At 73.6% G+C, this 16763-nt stretch carries 16 protein-coding genes; 7 read left to right on the plus strand and 9 right to left on the minus strand.

All coding sequences use genetic code 11. From position 1 onward, the window contains the following. Positions 1-438: 438 nt before the first annotated feature. A complete protein-coding gene (locus J7I94_RS35205; protein WP_215173982.1) occupies positions 439-1194 on the minus strand; it encodes a GntR family transcriptional regulator in 756 nt (251 codons plus the stop codon). A gap of 204 nt (positions 1195-1398) precedes the next feature. Here J7I94_RS35205 and J7I94_RS35210 point away from each other — a divergent pair, with 204 nt between their 5' ends. Further along, positions 1399-2277: an alpha/beta fold hydrolase gene (locus J7I94_RS35210; protein WP_215173984.1), complete on the plus strand. Its 879-nt coding sequence runs from the start codon at positions 1399-1401 to the stop codon at positions 2275-2277. Here J7I94_RS35210 and J7I94_RS35215 read toward each other — a convergent pair. Together J7I94_RS35215 and J7I94_RS35220 are read right to left on the minus strand one after the other, a co-directional pair. After that, the gene (locus J7I94_RS35215) at positions 2229-3098 is read right to left on the minus strand and encodes a triacylglycerol lipase (RefSeq protein WP_215173986.1); all 870 of its coding nucleotides are present in this window, start codon (positions 3096-3098) and stop codon (positions 2229-2231) included. The genes J7I94_RS35210 and J7I94_RS35215 overlap by 49 nt on opposite strands. 127 nt (positions 3099-3225) lie before the next feature. Beyond that, the gene (locus J7I94_RS35220; protein ID WP_215174010.1) at positions 3226-3765 is read right to left on the minus strand and encodes an SRPBCC family protein; all 540 of its coding nucleotides are present in this window, start codon (positions 3763-3765) and stop codon (positions 3226-3228) included. Between the two features lie 349 nt (positions 3766-4114). Between J7I94_RS35220 and J7I94_RS35225 the strand changes: the two genes are divergently transcribed. From J7I94_RS35225 to J7I94_RS35250, 6 genes are all read left to right on the plus strand, one after another. Then, positions 4115-4750, plus strand: a complete 636-nt coding sequence (locus J7I94_RS35225; protein ID WP_215173988.1) for a hypothetical protein — start codon at positions 4115-4117, stop codon at positions 4748-4750. A gap of 48 nt (positions 4751-4798) precedes the next feature. Next, the gene (locus tag J7I94_RS35230) at positions 4799-6595 is read left to right on the plus strand and encodes an NAD(P)/FAD-dependent oxidoreductase (protein ID WP_215173990.1); all 1797 of its coding nucleotides are present in this window, start codon (positions 4799-4801) and stop codon (positions 6593-6595) included. A 183-nt stretch (positions 6596-6778) separates the two neighbouring features. Further along, the gene (locus J7I94_RS35235) at positions 6779-7303 is read left to right on the plus strand and encodes an RNA polymerase sigma factor (RefSeq protein ID WP_215173992.1); all 525 of its coding nucleotides are present in this window, start codon (positions 6779-6781) and stop codon (positions 7301-7303) included. A gap of 86 nt (positions 7304-7389) precedes the next feature. Then, complete coding sequence (locus J7I94_RS35240) at positions 7390-8157, plus strand: hypothetical protein (RefSeq protein ID WP_215173994.1); 768 nt, start codon at positions 7390-7392, stop codon at positions 8155-8157. Positions 8158-8295: 138 nt separating this feature from the next. Further along, on the plus strand, positions 8296-9867 hold the full coding sequence (locus J7I94_RS35245; protein WP_215173995.1) for an AarF/ABC1/UbiB kinase family protein: 1572 nt from the start codon (positions 8296-8298) through the stop codon (positions 9865-9867). Between the two features lie 62 nt (positions 9868-9929). Beyond that, positions 9930-10805: an SAM-dependent methyltransferase gene (locus J7I94_RS35250; RefSeq protein WP_215173997.1), complete on the plus strand. Its 876-nt coding sequence runs from the start codon at positions 9930-9932 to the stop codon at positions 10803-10805. Between the two features lies 1 nt (position 10806). Here J7I94_RS35250 and J7I94_RS35255 read toward each other — a convergent pair whose 3' ends face one another. From J7I94_RS35255 to J7I94_RS35280, 6 genes are all read right to left on the minus strand, one after another. Continuing rightward, a complete protein-coding gene (locus J7I94_RS35255; protein WP_215174000.1) occupies positions 10807-12048 on the minus strand; it encodes a wax ester/triacylglycerol synthase family O-acyltransferase in 1242 nt (413 codons plus the stop codon). Between the two features lie 62 nt (positions 12049-12110). Beyond that, the gene (locus J7I94_RS35260; protein WP_215174001.1) at positions 12111-13475 is read right to left on the minus strand and encodes an FAD-binding oxidoreductase; all 1365 of its coding nucleotides are present in this window, start codon (positions 13473-13475) and stop codon (positions 12111-12113) included. 8 nt (positions 13476-13483) lie between these two features. Next, entirely contained in the window at positions 13484-14065 is a 582-nt protein-coding gene (locus tag J7I94_RS35265; RefSeq protein ID WP_215174003.1) for a flavin reductase family protein, read from the minus strand. Further along, on the minus strand, positions 14037-14504 hold the full coding sequence (locus J7I94_RS35270) for an aromatase/cyclase (protein ID WP_215174005.1): 468 nt from the start codon (positions 14502-14504) through the stop codon (positions 14037-14039). Before J7I94_RS35270 ends, J7I94_RS35265 begins: the two co-directional genes overlap by 29 nt. Positions 14505-14549: 45 nt before the next feature. Beyond that, a complete protein-coding gene (locus J7I94_RS35275; protein ID WP_215174007.1) occupies positions 14550-15839 on the minus strand; it encodes an aspartate aminotransferase family protein in 1290 nt (429 codons plus the stop codon). Next, a partial coding sequence (locus tag J7I94_RS35280) for an SDR family oxidoreductase (protein WP_215174009.1) occupies positions 15836-16763 on the minus strand: 928 nt, incomplete at its 5' end. The genes J7I94_RS35275 and J7I94_RS35280, both read right to left, overlap by 4 nt.

The following is a 16763-nucleotide window of genomic DNA, read 5'->3' on the forward strand; positions in this document are numbered from 1 at the left end:
GCCGGCCACCACTCGGCCGAGCTGGGGCACCGCACGGTCTCCGACCGGCCACCACACGGCCAAGGCGGGGCACCGCACAGCCGCCAACCGGTCACCACTGGGCCAAGGCGGGGCACCACATAGTCGCAACCGGTCACCGCACGGCGCGGCTGGCCGCCGCACAGTCGCCAACCGGTCACCGCTCCACAGAGGCGGATCGCCTCACAGACTCCAACCGGCCATCACTCGGCCAAGGCGCATCACCGCACGGCCGCCAACCGGTCACCGCTCAGCCGGGACCGGCTCCCCCACACCGCTGGCCGCCGGCTCCGATCGTCCGGGCAAGCCGCCGTTTCCGTTCTCCAGGGGGCCGAGGGCCGAGCCACACCGTCCCCGACGGTCCCCGCAACGCCCCCGGCCCGGCCCCTCATCGACCGGCTACCGCCCGCCCGCCTCGCCTCAGCCGACCCCGCTCGCCACCCCGTCGTGGACCCGCACGTCCCCCGCGTCGCCGAACGTCAGCCTGCAGGTGTCCGCCCGGTAGGTGGCGACACTGAGCGCCGCCGTGCCGGTCTCGGTGAGGTAGCGAGTGGTGACCACCAGGACGGGGGCGCCCGGGAGCCGGTCCAGCTCCCTGGCCTCCTCGGCCCGGGCGGAGCCCAGTTCCACGGAGCTCTCCTGGTGTGCCAGCTCCAGACGGTGGAGTTCGCGCAGGACGGCACGCGCGCGTGCCGCTCCGGCAGGGGCGTCACCGAGGCCGGGGACGGACGCCTGCGGGACGTGCAGGAGTTCCGCCGCCACCGGCTGGCCGTGCGAGACGCGGGAGCGGCGCACGGTGTGCACGGGCGCGTCGCGGTCGGTGCCCAGGGCGTCGGCGACGGCCGCGGGCGGCGTCACCAGCGTGCTGTCGAGCGGTTGCCAGGAGTCGTCGGCCATGCCGGGCCAGACCTGCTCCCGGGTGCCGACGGCGACGCCCACGCGCGGCGGCGCCACGGTCGTACCGACGCCGCGGCGACGCTGGAGCCGGCCCTCCAGTTCAAGCTGCTCCAGGGCCTGGCGGAGCGTGGCGCGGGCGACACCGAAACGGGCGGCGAGATCACGCTCGTTGGGCAGGATCTCGCCGACGGAGAACTCCGAGTCCAGCGCCTCGCTGAGTACCGTCCTCAAGTGCCAGTACTTCGGTTCCTGTACCGGTTCCAGCTGCGTGGTCCCCACCCTGTCCTCCGCACTCGCCGTGGTCCGGCGGCGTTTTAACGCCCTTGTTTATTAAAGGTTGTTGCACTTCTCTGCGACCATAGGACGGCCCTCACCCTTGGTCAAGACCAATACCGGATGCATGCCGCGGGTCTACCCGTCGGTAGCTTTTGCTGACACTCTGTCTACGCACGTTCCCCAGACGCGCCACGACCAGGAGTGCCCATGTCCGCGACCCTCTCCTTCACGGCCCCCACCCCGCACGGCCCGCGCCCCGTCACCGTGTCCTACGCGCGCGTGGGCAGCGGCGAACCGCTGCTCCTGCTGCACGGCATCGGCCACCACCGGCAGGCCTGGGACCCGGTGCTGCGCATACTGGCGGTCGAGCGTGACGTGATCGCCCTCGACCTGCCCGGATTCGGCGCCTCCCCGGCACTGCCGGACGGCCTGCCGCACGACCTGCCGACGACGACCGCCGTGCTCACCGCGTTCTGCGCGGAACTGGGCCTGGACCGGCCGCACGTGGCGGGCAACTCGCTGGGCGGCCTGCTGGCCCTGGAGCTCGGCCGCGAGAACCGCGTACGGTCGGTCACGGCCCTGTCCCCGGCGGGCTTCTGGACCGAGGCCGAACGGCGCTACGCCTTCGGTGTGCTGGCGGGCATGCGGGCGAGCGCCCGGCGGCTGCCGCTCCCGCTGGTCGAGCGGCTGTCCCGCACCGCGGCCGGCCGCACCGCCCTGACCAGCACGATATACGCCCGCCCCGGGCGCCGTTCCCCCGAAGCGGTGGTCGCCGAGACCCTCGCGCTGGCCCACGCCGACAGCTTCGCCGCGACGCTCCGGGCCGGCCGCGAGGTCCGCTTCACCGACGACGTCCCCGGCATACCCGTCACCGTCGCCTGGGGCACCCGGGACCGGCTGCTCATACCCCGGCAGGGCGTCCGCGCCAAGACGGTGATCCCGCGGGCCCGGCTGGTCCGGCTGCCCGGCTGCGGCCATGTGCCGATGAACGACGACCCCGCGCTGGTGGCCCGCGTCCTCCTCGACGGCAGCCGGGGTCAGGACTCCAGGGCCGCGAGCACCTCGCTCAGCACCGTCGCGTTGTAGGGCATGCTCACGTGCGGCGTCCGGTCGTCCGGGTCGATGTCCTGGAGGACGATGTTGCGGACGTACCGGCCCTCGGTCTCCGCCAGGGCACAGGAGGTGTACGGGGTGACCACGTCGTCGTAGGCGGTGGCGATGACGGTGTGCCGGACGCCGCCGGTGGTCTCGCCCAGCTCGGCGAGTTCGCGCTGGAAGGCGTGGTCGTGCTGGAGCTGCGGCCAGGCCGGAACGGTCATGGCGACCACGCCCTGTTCGACCAGCTGGACCGCGCCGGGGATCTGCCGGGCGAGGTTCATCAGTCCCTGCGCGGTGATGCCGTGGTTGCTGGGGCTGATGCCGACGAAGTTGTGCACCTTCGGGCCGCCGCCGAGCTTGTTGAGGTAGTAGCGCGGCATCATGCCGCCCTGGGAGAAGCCGACGATGTCGACCTGCTGGGCGCCGGTGCGCCGCAGTACCTCGTCGACGAAGTCCCGTAGCTGCTCCGCCGACTTCCTGATGTCACCGAGGCCGAAGATCACCGGGTTGAGGTACTTGCCGTAGTCGGGGCGGAAGACGCGGTAGCCGCGCTCCCGCAGCACCGGGGCCGCCGTGGACCAGGTGTAGCCGCGGTTGCCGAACGTGCCGTGCACGAGCACCACCGGGCGGGGGTGCTCGCCGGTCAGCGGCACGTCCCAGTCGTCCTCGCCCGCCTCGACGTCGACGGCGGCGATGACCGCGGCGCCGGCGACCTCGGTGAGAGCGGTCACCCGGTGCGGCAGTTCGGTGATGTCCTTGGTGAAGTCGTCGGTGTTGAGTCCGGGGATGCGGGGGGTGGAAAAGCCCACGACGCTTGTCCAATCCTGAGAAGGAGCCCGGCGGTTTTCTCCGGCGGCTTCCCAGTCTCCCGTCCAGGGATTTTCCGTACGATCCCTCGTCCGGGGGAAATAATTCCCCCGGACGCGCGTATAGGGCTCACCCCTTCGGGTGTGTATTGAGTGCCTGACAAGGACCGGTCGCGAGGTGCGGGGCGAGGCGGGCGGTCACCGCGCGGAGCAGTCGGACGTACCGGCTCCACCGGACGGGGCGGGCCACGTTTCCGGTGAGCGCCTGTTCGGCGCGGTCCAGGCACTCCCGGAAGACGGTGTCGTGCAGCGGACGGAAGAAGAGCGCCCAGACCGGCCACAGCAGGGCCCGCGGGCGCATGACCAGGGTGTGGCGCAGCACGGACCGCCGGCCGTCCAGGCGCTCGACGCCGAACTCGTGGAAGCCCTCGAAGCCCCGGGGGCCGGTGAACCGGAACCTCACCCACTGGCCGGGGACGTAGTGGCTCACCACATAGCGCACCGGGCCGTGGCCGCCCGGGACGCCGACGGCCAGCGGCCCCTCGAAGCGGATGGGGGGCCAGTCGGGCGGCCAGAGGCGGTCGTCCCGGGAGCCCAGGGTGTCGATGAGCGTTCCCACGGTTCCCGGCGGGGCGGGCAGCGCGCGTTCGTGGACATTGAGCACGGCGATCACGGAAGCAGAATGCCCGGAATTCGGGTCCGGCGCTAATGCACCAGAAAGGAGCCGGGAAAGGAGCCGGAACGCGCGCCAGAGCGTGCGGGGCGCCGCGCGCGCCGCTTTTTTCACCCCCGGTTCCGGTGAATGGCCGGATTCCGTCATCGTGCCGGAAACGGCCGACGGGTGTCCGCCGTGGCCCGACTCGCCTGTGGTGGCCGCCTGTTGGGCGGGACGGACCCGCGTTCGACCGTCGAGGGGCGAAGACCGGCCAAAGGCCGGGAGAACGCGGGAGCGGGCGGAACCCGAGCGTAAAGAAAGGTGAGGAAGGCATCAGCGGGGCCACAGGCAAAGGGGGTTGGTCATGGCGGCACGGCCCGACGTTCCCGGTTCCGGCCGTCAGGCGGCCGGCCCGCCGCCGCTGCCACGGGCGTGGCAGCCGCTGCTCGGCCGGCCGGCCCTGGCGGATCTGCTCGGCGATCCGCTGGCGGACGCCGCCCTGCGGGAGGCGTCCCGGCTGCTGCCGGCCGGCGTGGCGCTGCACTCCCTGCGGACGTTCCTGTTGGCCGACGCCCGGGCCCGGGCCGCCGGGACCGGTTACGACCGGGCCGGGCTGCTGGCGGCCGCCGTGTTCCACGATACCGGGCTGGTGGGCCGCGCGCCGCTCGGCCGGGGCGGATTCACCGCCCGCGGCGCCGAGTTGCTCGACCGGTTCCTGGCCGGGCGGCAGGTGGACGACGAGCGTCGCCGGGCGCTGACCCGGGCGGTGCGCGAGCACATGCGGCCGTTCCCCGCGCCGGACGCGGGGGTCGAGGCCCGGCTGCTGCACTTCGGTGCCTGGCTGGACGTCACCGGGCGCGGTGACCGGCGGGTGCCCGGGGAGCGGCGGCTGCTCGCCGGACTGGCCCCGACCCCCTGGTTCGCCCTCTCCTTCTGCGCCCGGGTGGCGGCCTGCGGGCCGCGCCGGGTGCTGCCGGCCCGGCATGCCGCCCCGCGGTGACCGCCGGGCCGGGCCACTCGCTCCTCCCGTCGCGAAAGGACCGTAGACATGCAAGAGGACCAGCGGGATTTCGATGTCGCCATCGTCGGTGGCGGCATCGGCGGGACGATGCTCGGGGCGATCCTCGCCCGGCACGGTGTGCGCACCCTGCTGCTGGAGGGCAGCGGGCACCCCCGGTTCGCCATCGGGGAGTCCACCGTCCCCGAGACCACCTTCGGCCTGCGGGTCCTGGCCCGCCGCTACGACGTCCCCGAGATCGAGCACCTGGCGACCCACGGGGCACTGCGCCGGCACGTCTCGTCCAACTGCGGGGTCAAGCGCAACTTCAGCTTCGTCTACCACCGGGAGGGCGAGCCCACCCGGGCCGAGGAGTGCACCCAGTACCCCACGTGGGGCCCGCCGCTCGGTCCCGACTCGCACTTCTTCCGCCAGGACGTGGACGCCTACATGTTCCACGTCGCCGTGTCCTACGGCGTCACCGCGCACACCCACACCATGGTCGAGGACGTCAAGTTCGAGGAGGACCACGCCACTCTCGTCACCCGGGACAAGGGCAGCTTCCGCGCCTCCTACGTGGTGGACGCCGGCGGGATGCGGGCGATGCTCCCCGAGCGGCTGGGGCTGCGGCAGGAGCCGCCGTACCGCACCCGGTCGCGCACGATCTTCACGCACATGGTGGACGTGCGGCCCTTCGACACCGTGGCGCCGCCGCGCGAACAGCACGGCATGCCCAGCCCGTTCAGCCAGGGCACGCTGCACCACATGTTCCAGGGCGGCTGGCTCTGGGTCATCCCGTTCGACAACCACACCGCCGGCACCAGCGGGCTGTGCAGCGTCGGGATCAACCTCGACCTGGACGCGTACCCGCGGCCCGAAGGGGTGCCGGCCGAGGAGGAGTTCTGGCAGCACATCGGCCGGTTCCCCAGCGTGGCGCGGCAGTTCGAGCGGGCGCGGTCGGTGCGGCCGTACGTGTCGACCGACCGGACGCAGTTCTCTTCGCAACAGGTGGTCGGCGACCGGTGGTGCCTGCTGCCGCACGCCAGTGACTTCATCGATCCGCTGTTCTCCAGCGGGCTCGCGGTGACGGTGATGTCCCTCAACGCGCTCGGCCACCGGCTCATCGACGCGGTGCGCCAGGACGACTTCGACACCGCCCGGTTCCAGTACCTGGAGCACTGGACCAAGCGCATGTTCCGGTTCTACGACGACCTGGTGTCGTGCAGTTACATCTCCTTCGACGACTTCGACCTGTGGAACGCCTGGAACCGGGTGTGGACCATCACCACGCTGTACGGCACCAACGCGCAGAACCAGGCCGCCGTCACCTTCGAGAAAACCCACGACGCCGCCTGCTTCGACGCGCTGGAACTGCCGCCCTACCGAGGGCTCCAGGGTGTCGACAACCCCTGGGTGGAGCGGCTTTTCGAGCAGTCCCGGGACGCCGTGCTGGCCTACCGGGACGGCGAGTGGACCAAGGAGCGGACCATCGACCGCATCTACGAGCTGCTGCGCCAGAGCGGGCTGTGCCCACAGGTGTGGGGCACGCTCGACCCCCAGGACCGGTGTCCCGCCGGGGTGTTCACGCTCTGGCCGTTGATGAGGATCCTGCTGTGGGGCAAGTTCCGCTCGCCGCGGCACGTGCGGGGTTCGTACTTCACCGGGGGCGCGCGGATGGTCGGCAAGGAGGCCGCCCAGACGTACGCCACCGAACTGCGCTCGGGCGCCACCCAGGTGCACCAAACCCTGCGGGACATGTGGTTCAACTGGAACCGGGACTGGACCCGGCGGCCCGCTCCGCGCTCGGCGGCCGGCCGGCCTCCCGGAACGGCTCCGGCGCGGGACTGAGCGCGGGACTGAGCGCGGGACTGAGCGCGGAAAATCATTTCTGCGGAACACCCGAACAGCGCATCCACACCATTGGTTTGCCGCCCGGAACGCTCGGGTAGGAAAGGCGCGTGGCCGCCGGACGAGAAATCCGGCCGCCGATTTCCCTGCCTAAATCCGAGAGACAACGGGCTGCAATCCACAATGGCACCACATTCCACTTGCCAATCGCCCGCTGCATGCTCCTGGGAAGACATCTTCCAGCATCAGGACCGCCTCATGCGGTTGGTTCGACGCCGACTGCCGAGTTTTCAGGATGCCGAGGACTGTGTTCAGGAAACCATGGCCAGAGCAGCCGCACATGCCACGCTGGACAGAAATAGGCTGGGCCCCTTTCTGACGTCCGTGGCACTTCGGCTCTGTATCGACTTCTACCGCGACATGGAGCGCCGCAGCAGGCTGTTGCAGCGCGCGGCGCTCCTGGACTTCCCCGAAACCACCGAGGAAGACGTCTGCGACGAGGATTTCGGCAGATGGCTGCTGAGCCAGGCGGAAAAACTGCGCGGCCGGGAGCAGGAGGTCATACTCGCCCGTGCCGCGGGAATCTCCACAGCGGAATTCGCCCGCATACACAATATTTCCGTGAAAGCGGCGGAAGCCGCGTTCACCCGAGGTCGAGCACGCCTGAAAACGGCGTGCGCCAGGGCCCTGGAGGGCTGCGCACGATAACTGTCCCACGCTCCGGAAAACATCCGCCGCCGTGGGCCCGCCATCCCATCTGCGTACACCGCGGAAAAGGAAAGGAAGCTCCTCTCATGTCCAAGAGCATCCAGGACATCATCAAGGACCTCATCGGCGATATGGCCGACAGCGGGAAGGAAGCGTTCGACGACCTCCTCGACCGGGACGACAAGTCGGGCCGCTCCGGCAGCCCTGTCGACGCGCTGGCCGGGCTGCCGGCGAGCGCCCTGGGCGCCCTGGCGAACCCCCTCGCCCTGGCGGGCGGCGCGCACAACCCCCTGGCGGCGCTCACCGGGGCCGCGGGCGCCGTGCCGAATCCCTTCGCCGCGCTCGCCGGGAGCGCGGGCGGCGCGCACAACCCCCTGGCCGCGCTCACCGGCGTCGCGGGCGCCGCCCAGAATCCGCTCGCGGCCCTCGCCGGGGCCCAGGCCGCCAACCCGTTGGGCGCCCTCGCCGGACTGGGGCAACTGGCCGGCGGGGCCGGGCACGCCGCCGCCGGCGCGGGCGACCTGATGTCGTCGATGGCCTCGCTGCCCGGCCAGCTCACCCAGCTGGGCCAGATGATCACACAGCTCGTGCAGGTCCTGCAGAACAACCCCGTCAGCCAGCTGGCCTCGACGGCCGGTCAGGCGGCCTCCGTGGCGACCGGCGCGGCCAAGGCGGCGGGGGATGTCGCCAAGGGCGTCACCGGGGCCACGAACCTGCCGGGGGCCACGGCGGTCACGGGGGCGGCCTCTGGAGTCACCGGGGCCACCGGGGCCACCGGCCTCAGCGGAGCCACCGGCCTCACCGCAGCCTCGGGGCTCCCGGGCTTCCGGGGCGGTGAGTCACTCAACCGCTGACCCGTCCGCACCCCGCCGTCCCGCTCCGCCGGTCACGCCGGAACCCTCCGGCTGACGGTCGTCGCCTCCACCGTGCCGATCCCGCCGTGCCGATCCACTGTGCCGATCCACCGTGCCGATCGAGGAGGAACACGCACCATGCCGTCCGCCGTCGGAGACCGCCTGCGTCTCGTGGTCAGGGTCCTGGGGAGTCTCGTCGCCGACGAGGTCGGCCAGGCGACCCGGCTCAGACGCCGGAAGCGGGACACCCACTCCCCGGTGGCGTCCGCCGAAGCCCTTCAGGGGGCACCGGAGGACGCCGCCGGGGGCGAACAACGGCGCGCCAAGGCGGTGCGCCAGGCCCTGGAGAGCCTCGGCCCGTTCTACGTGAAGCTGGGCCAGATGCTCTCCACCCGGCCCGACATGGTCCCCCAGTCCATCCGTGACGAACTGCAGAACCTGCACGACCAGGTCGACGTCCAGCCGTTCTCCGAGTTCGAGCCGGTCCTGGAGCGGGACCTGGGCCCGGACTGGAAGCTGCGCTTCGACGACATCGACACCGTCAAGCCGCTCGGCGCCGCCTCCCTCGCCCAGGTCTACCGGGTGACGCTGCCCGGCGGCCGGCCGGCCGTGGTGAAGATCCAGCGGCCCGGCATCCGCGAGGGCGTCCTCGCCGACATGGCGCTGATGCGCAAGGCGGCCAGGATCGTCGCCCGCGTCGCGCCCCGCTTCAACGAGGTCATCGACATCGAGGCGATGCTCGGCTCGGTCTTCGACGCGATGGAGCCGGAGCTGGACTTCACCGGCGAGGCCCGCAACATGGACGAGGCCCGCGAGCACGTACGGGCCTTCCGCACCCTGGAGGTGCCCCGGGTGCTGCACGCCGGCCCCAAGGTCCTGGTCCAGTCGCTGGCCGCCGGCGTCTCCGTGCGCCATCTCGACCGGGCGCACTTCGCCGACGACGAACGCGTCGAGATCGGCAAGGACCTGCTGCGCTTCATGTACCACGGGTACTTCGTGCACCGCTTCTTCCACGCCGATCCGCACGCGGGCAACGTCTTCGCCGCGCCCGGGGCGCCCGCGACGCTGATCGACTGGGGCATGGTGGGCCGCCTGGACCGCCGTACCAGCCTGCGGCTGCTGCCGCTGTTCATGACGCTGGCGCAGAACGACGGCGCGGGGCTCGCCCAGCACTGGGCGGAGATGGGCCGGATGACCTCCTGGGCCAACATGCCCGCGTTCGCCGCGGACATGGCCGCCTTCGTGCCCAAGGTCTCCCATCTCTCCCTGGAGGAGATGAACTTCGGGATGGCGCTGACCACGGTGCTGGCCAAGGCGTCCCGGCGGGGCATCGGGTCGCCGCCGGCGGTGTCGCTGCTCGGCAAGTCCTTCGCCAACCTGGACGGGTCGGTGCGTCATCTGGCCCCCGAGATCACCCTGCCGGAGGTGTTCCAGGGGGAGGTGCCGCGCATCCTGCTCGCGCTGGGCCGGGAGTTCCTCGGCCGCCACCAGTTCGCCCGCAACTCGATGGAGCTGCTGCTCACCGCGGTCACCAGCCCCGAGCAGGTGCGCGGGGTGCTCGCCGACGTCGCCAACCGCCAGTTCGCGTTGAACGTGCACGAGCCGCGGACGCCCACGGCGATGGGCGGCCAGCGTCCCGTCCGCCCCTCCGGCGGCCTGCTGGCGCTGGGCGCGATGGCCTATCTGCTGGGCCGCAGCCACTCCCGCTGAGCACCGGCCGCTCCCTGACTCCCGTACACCCGCCCCGTACACCCACCGATTCGGAGGTATCCATGACGGACGCCGCACGGCCCACGCTCTCCGCAGGTGTGCCGCTGCCCGAGGGGCTGTCCAAGGTCGCCGTGTGGACGGCGGCGGCCCACGCCGCGGAGTACGGGCGTGAGGCGCCCTACGTCCGTGATCCGTGGGCCGGTGACTTCCTGCGGGCGGCCGGGTTTCCGCCGGGCGGGCCGCCGGGCGACGGCCCGTTGCAGCGGCTGCTGCCCGACTGGGCCGTGGTGCGCAGCCGTTTCTTCGACGAGCACCTGATGACCGCCGCCCGCTCGGGATGCCGCCAGGTGGTGCTGCTGGGCGCCGGTCTGGACACCCGGGCGTTCCGGCTGGACTGGCCGCGCGGCGTGCACGTCTTCGAGGTGGAGGACCCGGCGCTGCCGGCCTTCAAGGAGCGGGTGCTCGACTCGGCCCCGCCCACCTGCGGCCGGCGCGGCACCGTGGGCGTGGACCCCGCCGGGGCGTGGGCCGGGGACCTGGTCGCCGCGGGCTTCGACCCCGGGCGGCCCACCGCCTGGCTGGCCGAGACGCTCCTCTACCACCTGCCGCCGCGCGACGCCGAGTCCGTGGTCACCACCATGACGGAACTCTCCGCGCCGGGTTCGACCTTCGGCGCGGAGTGCGTCAACGCCGAGGCAGCCGCCTCCTCGTTCGCGGCACCGTTCCAGGAGGCCCTGGCCACCACCGGGATCGCCTGGCAGTGGCAGCTCACCGAGCCGGAGCGCTGGTGGGCGGAGCACGGCTGGGAGGCGGCGGTGGCGGACCTGTTCACCCTGCCCTACGCGGTGCGGCGGCTGTCCCCGTATCTGCCGCTGCTCGGTGAGGCCGCCGCGCGGACGGTCTTCCTGACCACCGGTACGCTCGCCGCGCCGAAGTGAGTCACGTCCGCTCCAGTTCGAGCAGCGACGAGAGCCACAGGTCGGGCAGTTGGTCGGCGGTGGGCAGGTTCTCGTCGTGCACGACGGTCAGGCAGGCGGTGTCGTGCTGGCTGGTCAGGGTCACCAGGCAGCGGATGCCGGAGGCCAGCCCGGAGTAGACGGCCGCCCACCGCGACCGCGCCCCCTGGTGGCGCAGCGGGGCGCCGAAGCCGACGCTGCTGGCGGGGCCGGCCACGACCGAGCCGTTGACCAGGCGCAGGCCGATCCGGGCGCCGGCCGCCCTGGGGGTCGCGGCCAGCAGTACCCGGAAGGCGTCGCGCCGGCGGCTCTCCTTCAGGCTCCGGGTGCGCGCGGCCACCCGGCGGACCGCATCCGCCGGCGTGGGCGCGTCGCAGGGCAGCAGCAGCCGGGCGGTGACCATCCGGTTGCCGGGGGCGTGCTCCTCCCCCGGTGCGCGGACCGACATCGGCACCGCCACCGGCAGCGGCGGGTGGACCGTGCCGGTGGCCTTCAGGTGCCAGGTGCGGACGGCGTGCGCGAGGGCCCCGAGGTACACGTCGTTGACGGTGGCGCCGTGCGCCCGGCCGAGGGTGCGCAGCCGGGCCAGCGGGACGGTGGCGTGGCAGACGCCGTTGCGGCCGCCGACCGGCCCGTCGAAGCCCGGCTTGGGGGTGGGGGCGCCGAAGCCGGCCGCGACGTCGCCGAGGACGCCGGCGAGGCCGCTCGGGGCCGGGCGGGCGCCGGGCCGCGCGGCGGGCTGGGCGCCGGGGCGGTCGTCGAGCAGGGCGCGGGCGGCGTAGACGGCGCCCACGCCGTCCTGGACGGTGTGGTCGGTGCGGTAGCACAGGGCGTGGCCGCCCGCCGCGCCGTGCACCAGCCACACCTCCCACAGCGGCCCGTCGCCGGTGGTCATGGGCCGGGACAGCAGCAGCCGCCCGGTCGCGGTGCCGTCGGTGTCGTCGGGCAGCCGCAGTTCCCGCACGTGCCGCTCGACCGCGAGGCCGCCGGTCCGCCGGAACACCCTGCCGCCCGCGGCGGGGCGGTAGTTGAGCGCGGGGATGCGCGGGGCGCGCTCGGCGACGCGGGCGCGGACCGAGTCCAGCGAGGGCGCGGGGCCGTCGAAGGCGAACACGAACGGCAGGGGCAGCGGGCGTCCGCGCGCGGCCAGGCGGTAGGCGAGGTCCACTGTCCCCAAGGGCAGGGTGGGGGGCAGGGGGCCGTCGGTGCCTCGGCCGGAACGCATCGGTCGCATCGTCAACCTTTCGGTGGGGGTACGGGGATCAGCCTGCCGTTTCCGGGCGGCCCTCAGCACGAGCGGCGCGTGACGCGGCCGCGTGTGTCGACGTAGGCGCGCAGCAGGCTCCGCAGGGGGCCGCGCACCGGCAGGCGGGGGGCCCGGGAACGGTGCCAGGGCAGCGGGTCGCCGGGGTCCGGGGCGCCGAGCAGGGCGGCGGCCACGTGCGCGCCGTGCGCGACGGACAGGGCGAGGCCGTGTCCGCCGCAGCCGCCGATGTACCAGACGTCGGGGAAACCGTCGACCGGCCCGACCACCGGCAGGTCGTCGCCGGTCATGCCGATCCGGCCGGACCAGCGGTGGGTGACGCGGACCCGGGCCAGCTCGGGGTGGAGGGAGCGCAGCCAGCCCTCCAGCCAGGCCCAGGCGCGTTCCCGGGCCGCCCGCAGCCGGGGTGCGCCGAGCCCGGTGGGGACGGTCACGGTGCCGCCGCCGGCCACCACACCGCGGTCGGGGAGCAGCCGGTAGTACGGCGCCATGGGCACGGCGTCGACCACGGCGTACCCCGCGCTCCCGCCCAGTGCCTCGTACGCGGGGGCGCTCAGCGGCGCGGTGGCGACGGCGTACACCTCCAGCGGGAGGACGGTGCCGACCGGCAGGCCCACCGACCGGGCGGCGGAGTTGACCGCGAGGACGGCCTGGCCGGCGTAGAGGCGGCCGTACGGGAAGATCAGTTCGGGGCCGACCAGTTCGCCGGGGCGGACCGTCAGCAGCGGGCTGTCGCCGTAGAACCGGACGCCCTTGGCGGCGCAGGCGCGGGCCAGGGCGCAGGTCAGGGCGGCCGGGTCGAGGGTGGCGGCGGGGCGGTGCAGCAGTCCGGCGGGGTAGGGGACGCCGACCCGGTCGCGGATGCCGGCGGCGGACAGGACGGGGACGTCCAGCCCGATCCGGCGGCAGGCGCGGGCCTGGCGGGCGAGTGCCGCGAGGCCGGCCGGTGAGCGGGCGGCCATGATCTGCTCGCCGGGCCGCAGTCCGCAGGGCACGTCGAGCCGGGCGCACAGGTCGAGGACGTCGCGGACGGCGCGGACGCTGGCCTGGTGCATCCGGCGCGCGGTGTCCGGTCCGAACCGGCGCACCGCGCGGTCGACGGCCGGGCCGGCCCGGGGGCCGAGCAGGCCGGTGCCCCGGCCGCTGGCCCCGGCGGCCGGGCCGTGCGCGTCGACCACGGCGATGTCCAGGCCGGGGGCGCGTTCGGCGAGGTGGTAGGCGCAGGACAGCCCGGCGAGACCCGCGCCGACCACGGCCACGTCCGCGGTGACCACGCCGCGCAGCGGGAACTGCGGCGGCAGTTCGGCCGGGTCCCAGCAGGGGGTGCCGGCCGGGGGCCCGGTCGTCCGGTGCCGGCCCGCCGGGGTGCCGGACGGGGTCTCGTTCATACGCTCGTTCATACGGTGCCGTCCGGCGCCGGTTCGGTCAGGGCCCCGAACCGGCGGTCGTGCCACAGCAGCGGCCGGCCGCCGCCCACGTGCACGGCCGCGACCCGGCCGACGACGAGGTGGTGGTCGCCGTAGCGGCGTACGTCCTCGGTCAGGCACACCGACCAGGCGAGCGCGCCGGCCAGGACGGGCACGCCGAGCACCTGCCGGGTGCCGGTGCCCGCGAACCGTTCGGCGGCCGTGGTGGTGGGGGACGCGAACCGGCCGGCCAGTTCCCGCTGTTCCTCGCGCAGCAGGTGTACGGCGAAGGCGCGGCGGGAGCGGACGGCGGCGAGGGTGCGGGAGCCGTCGCGCAGACAGGCCAGGAGCAGCGGGGGCCGGGCGGAGAGCGAGGTGACGGCGGAGACGGTCATGCCCAGCGGCCCGTCCTCGCCGCGCGCGGTCACCACGGTGACCCCGGCGGCCAGCTTGGCGTACAGCCCCAGGCAGCGGGCGGCGCCCGGGCCCGGTTCCTCGCACAGCGGCTCGGCGTCGGGCGGGAACGGGGGCGGGGCCGCCCGGTCAGTCACGGGACGTGTCGGCGCTCTCATCGGTCACCTCCGCCCCCAGCAGGCCCTTGACGATCTCGCCGATGAGGTGGCGCAGGGTGGAGGCGGCGACCGGGTCGAGGATCTCGGCGAGGGTGGGGATGCCCAGGTCGAAGGAGGCGGTGAAGACGACGCGCGTGCCGGGGCCGTGCGGCTCGCAGCGCCAGCTTCCCGAGAAGCTCTGGAAGTCGCCGGTGATCTGCTCGAAGGCGAGGCTGTGGGTGTCCGGGGCGTAGGTGTCGCGCTCCCGCCAGCGCATCAGGCCGCCGCGGAACAGGACGGTCCAGTCGGAGAGCGTGGAGCCGTCGGGCAGCGGCGGCTCCACGCTCACCTCACGGACGGTGTCGGTGAACTCGGGGTAGCGGCGGAAGTCGCTGATGCGGCGGTAGGCCTCGGCCGGGTCCACCGCGTCGGCGAGGGCGTGCAGTACCACGTGGGGCATGGGGGGTGGGGTCCTTCCCGTCTTTCCGGACTGCTGCGGTGGTGGTCACCCGGCCATACGGGCGAAAGTGCTGCCGAGGGCGTCGGCGAAGGTGGTGAGGAACAGGTCGAGCGCGGTGTCGTCCACCACGGCGGGCGGGGTCAGGCGCAGCACCCGGGTGGAGTTGAGGGAGTGGTTGACGAGGACGCCGCGGGCGATCATCTCCAGCAGGAGTTCACCGACCGCCTGTTCCTCGGCGAACTCGATGCCGATCAGCAGGCCCCGGCCGCGTACCTCGCGCACCCTGCCGTCCTGGTAGGGGGCGCACACCTCGCGTACGCCGGCCAGGAGGCGTACGCCGAGGGCGTCCGCGCGGGCCACGGTGTGTTCCTGTTCCATCGCGGTCACGGTGGCGAGGGCGGCGGCGCAGGCGATCGGCGAGGCGCCGAAGGTGGAGGTGTGCAGGTAGGGGTCGCGGCTGAACGGGCCGTAGGTCTCGGCGGTGGCGACCATCGCGGCGACGGGCACGACACCGCCGCTGAGGCCCTTGCCGACCAGCATGATGTCCGGGCGGACCTGCTCGGCGTCGACGCCCCACCAGGTGCCCAGCCGGCCCATGCCGGTCTGGATCTCGTCGACGACGAGGAGGGCGCCGTAGGTCCGGCACAGTTCTGCGACGCGGGTGAGGTAGCCGGGGCGCGGGATGCGGACGCCGCCCTCGCCCTGGACGGGTTCGACGACGACGCAGGCGGTGTCGCGGCGGGCGGCCAGGGCCTGTTCGAGGTCGGCGGCGTCGTCGTAGGCGACCTGGGTGACGTCGGGGAGCAGCGGCTGGAACGGGGACTGGTAGGTGTCGTTGGCGGTGACGCTGAGGGCGCCGAGGGTCTTGCCGTGGAAGCCCTTGCGGGTGGTGATGACGGAGGTGCGGCCGTTGGCTCGGGCGAGCTTGAGGGCGGCCTCGGTGGCCTCGGCGCCGGAGTTGACGAAGTGGACGTGGTCGAGTCCGGGCGGGGTGTGGGCGGCGAGGGCGCGGGCGGCGCGGGCGGCGACCGGTTCCAGGAAGACCCGGCTGGCCAGCGGGTGGGTGTCGATCTGCCGGTGGACGGCTTCGACGACGGCGGGGTGGCGGTGGCCGAGCAGGAAGACGCCGTAGCCGCCGAAGTTCAGGAAGCGGCGGCCGTCGTCGGCGTGGATCCAGGGGCCCTCGGAGCGGATCTCGGCCATGCCGCCCATGACCCGGCCCATGACGGCGCGGCCGGAGCCGATGTGTTTGAGGTACAGGGCGACGACGTCCTCGTCGGTCTCCGCGTGGGCAACGGCGGGCGCGGTGCCGGGCGCCGGGGGCGATACGGTCATGACGCCACCTCCGTGGGGGTCTGCGCGGCGGGTCGGCGCCGGGGGGCGGGCCGGTCCTCGGACCAGCTCTCCAGGTTGCGGACGAGTGCGGTGCGGATGTCGGCGTGGGTCGGGCGGGTGCCGCAGTGCGGTTCGCCGAGGGAGCTGTCGAAGGGCAGCGCGCGCTGGAAGACCAGCAGCAGTTCCGCGTAGTACCGGAAGCGCTGGCGGACCGCGCCGGAGAGCGCGGTGCCCTCCAGCATCGGCAGCAGCAGCCGGTGCACCGCCTCGACCGGGATCAGCCGGGGGCGCGGCGGCCGGGGCAGCCCGATGCGCACGGCGAAGTCGGCACAGATATCGGCGATCTCCCGCAGTTCGACCGCCTCCTTGCCGGCGGTGAGCCAGTACTCGCCGCTGCCGACGCCGCCGCGGACGAGGCCGCCGATGGCGCGGGAGACGTAGTCCTGCGGCACCATGTCGATCCGTGCCTCGGGGGCGCCGGGCAGGACGGGCACCTGGCCGAGGACCATCGCGCCGATTGTCTTGGTCAGGCCCTGCTGTCCGGCGATCCGGCCGGTGGCGGAGTCGCCCATGACGACCGAGGGGCGGACGATGGCGCCGGGTACGCCGGAGTCGCGCGCCAGCTGTTCGGCGCGGGCCTTGGAGTCGAGGTAGGCGGCGGCGCCCGGGAAGCGCTCCCGGTCCTCGTCGGACGGCGTGTTGGCGACGAAGGCGGTGCTCACCAGGTAGAGCGGCGCGTCGGCGCGGGCGGCGAGGTCGAGCACGGTGTCCGTGCCGGCGGTGTTGGTGCGGGCGATCTCCTCGGGCGGGACGTGCCAGTTGGTGGCGGCGGCCGAGTGGACCACCACGTCGACGCGGAGGGCGAGTTCGTACCAGGCGCGGGGGGTGAGGCCCAGGCGCGGGGCGAGCAGGTCGCCCTCGATC

It is taken from the genome of Streptomyces sp. ISL-12, from assembly GCF_018614415.1.
Lineage (GTDB): Bacteria > Actinomycetota > Actinomycetes > Streptomycetales > Streptomycetaceae > Streptomyces.

Coding starts and splice junctions, on each gene's coding strand:
- J7I94_RS35250 (WP_215173997.1), top strand. CDS start 9,930: ATGACGGACGCCGCACGGCCCACGCTCTCCGCAGGTGTGCCGCTGCCC.
- J7I94_RS35275 (WP_215174007.1), bottom strand. CDS start 15,839: ATGACCGTATCGCCCCCGGCGCCCGGCACCGCGCCCGCCGTTGCCCAC.
- J7I94_RS35230 (WP_215173990.1), top strand. CDS start 4,799: ATGCAAGAGGACCAGCGGGATTTCGATGTCGCCATCGTCGGTGGCGGC.
- J7I94_RS35270 (WP_215174005.1), bottom strand. CDS start 14,504: ATGCCCCACGTGGTACTGCACGCCCTCGCCGACGCGGTGGACCCGGCC.
- J7I94_RS35265 (WP_215174003.1), bottom strand. CDS start 14,065: ATGAGAGCGCCGACACGTCCCGTGACTGACCGGGCGGCCCCGCCCCCG.
- J7I94_RS35210 (WP_215173984.1), top strand. CDS start 1,399: ATGTCCGCGACCCTCTCCTTCACGGCCCCCACCCCGCACGGCCCGCGC.
- J7I94_RS35245 (WP_215173995.1), top strand. CDS start 8,296: ATGCCGTCCGCCGTCGGAGACCGCCTGCGTCTCGTGGTCAGGGTCCTG.
- J7I94_RS35240 (WP_215173994.1), top strand. CDS start 7,390: ATGTCCAAGAGCATCCAGGACATCATCAAGGACCTCATCGGCGATATG.
- J7I94_RS35235 (WP_215173992.1), top strand. CDS start 6,779: ATGGCACCACATTCCACTTGCCAATCGCCCGCTGCATGCTCCTGGGAA.
- J7I94_RS35260 (WP_215174001.1), bottom strand. CDS start 13,475: ATGAACGAGACCCCGTCCGGCACCCCGGCGGGCCGGCACCGGACGACC.
- J7I94_RS35225 (WP_215173988.1), top strand. CDS start 4,115: ATGGCGGCACGGCCCGACGTTCCCGGTTCCGGCCGTCAGGCGGCCGGC.
- J7I94_RS35255 (WP_215174000.1), bottom strand. CDS start 12,048: ATGCGTTCCGGCCGAGGCACCGACGGCCCCCTGCCCCCCACCCTGCCC.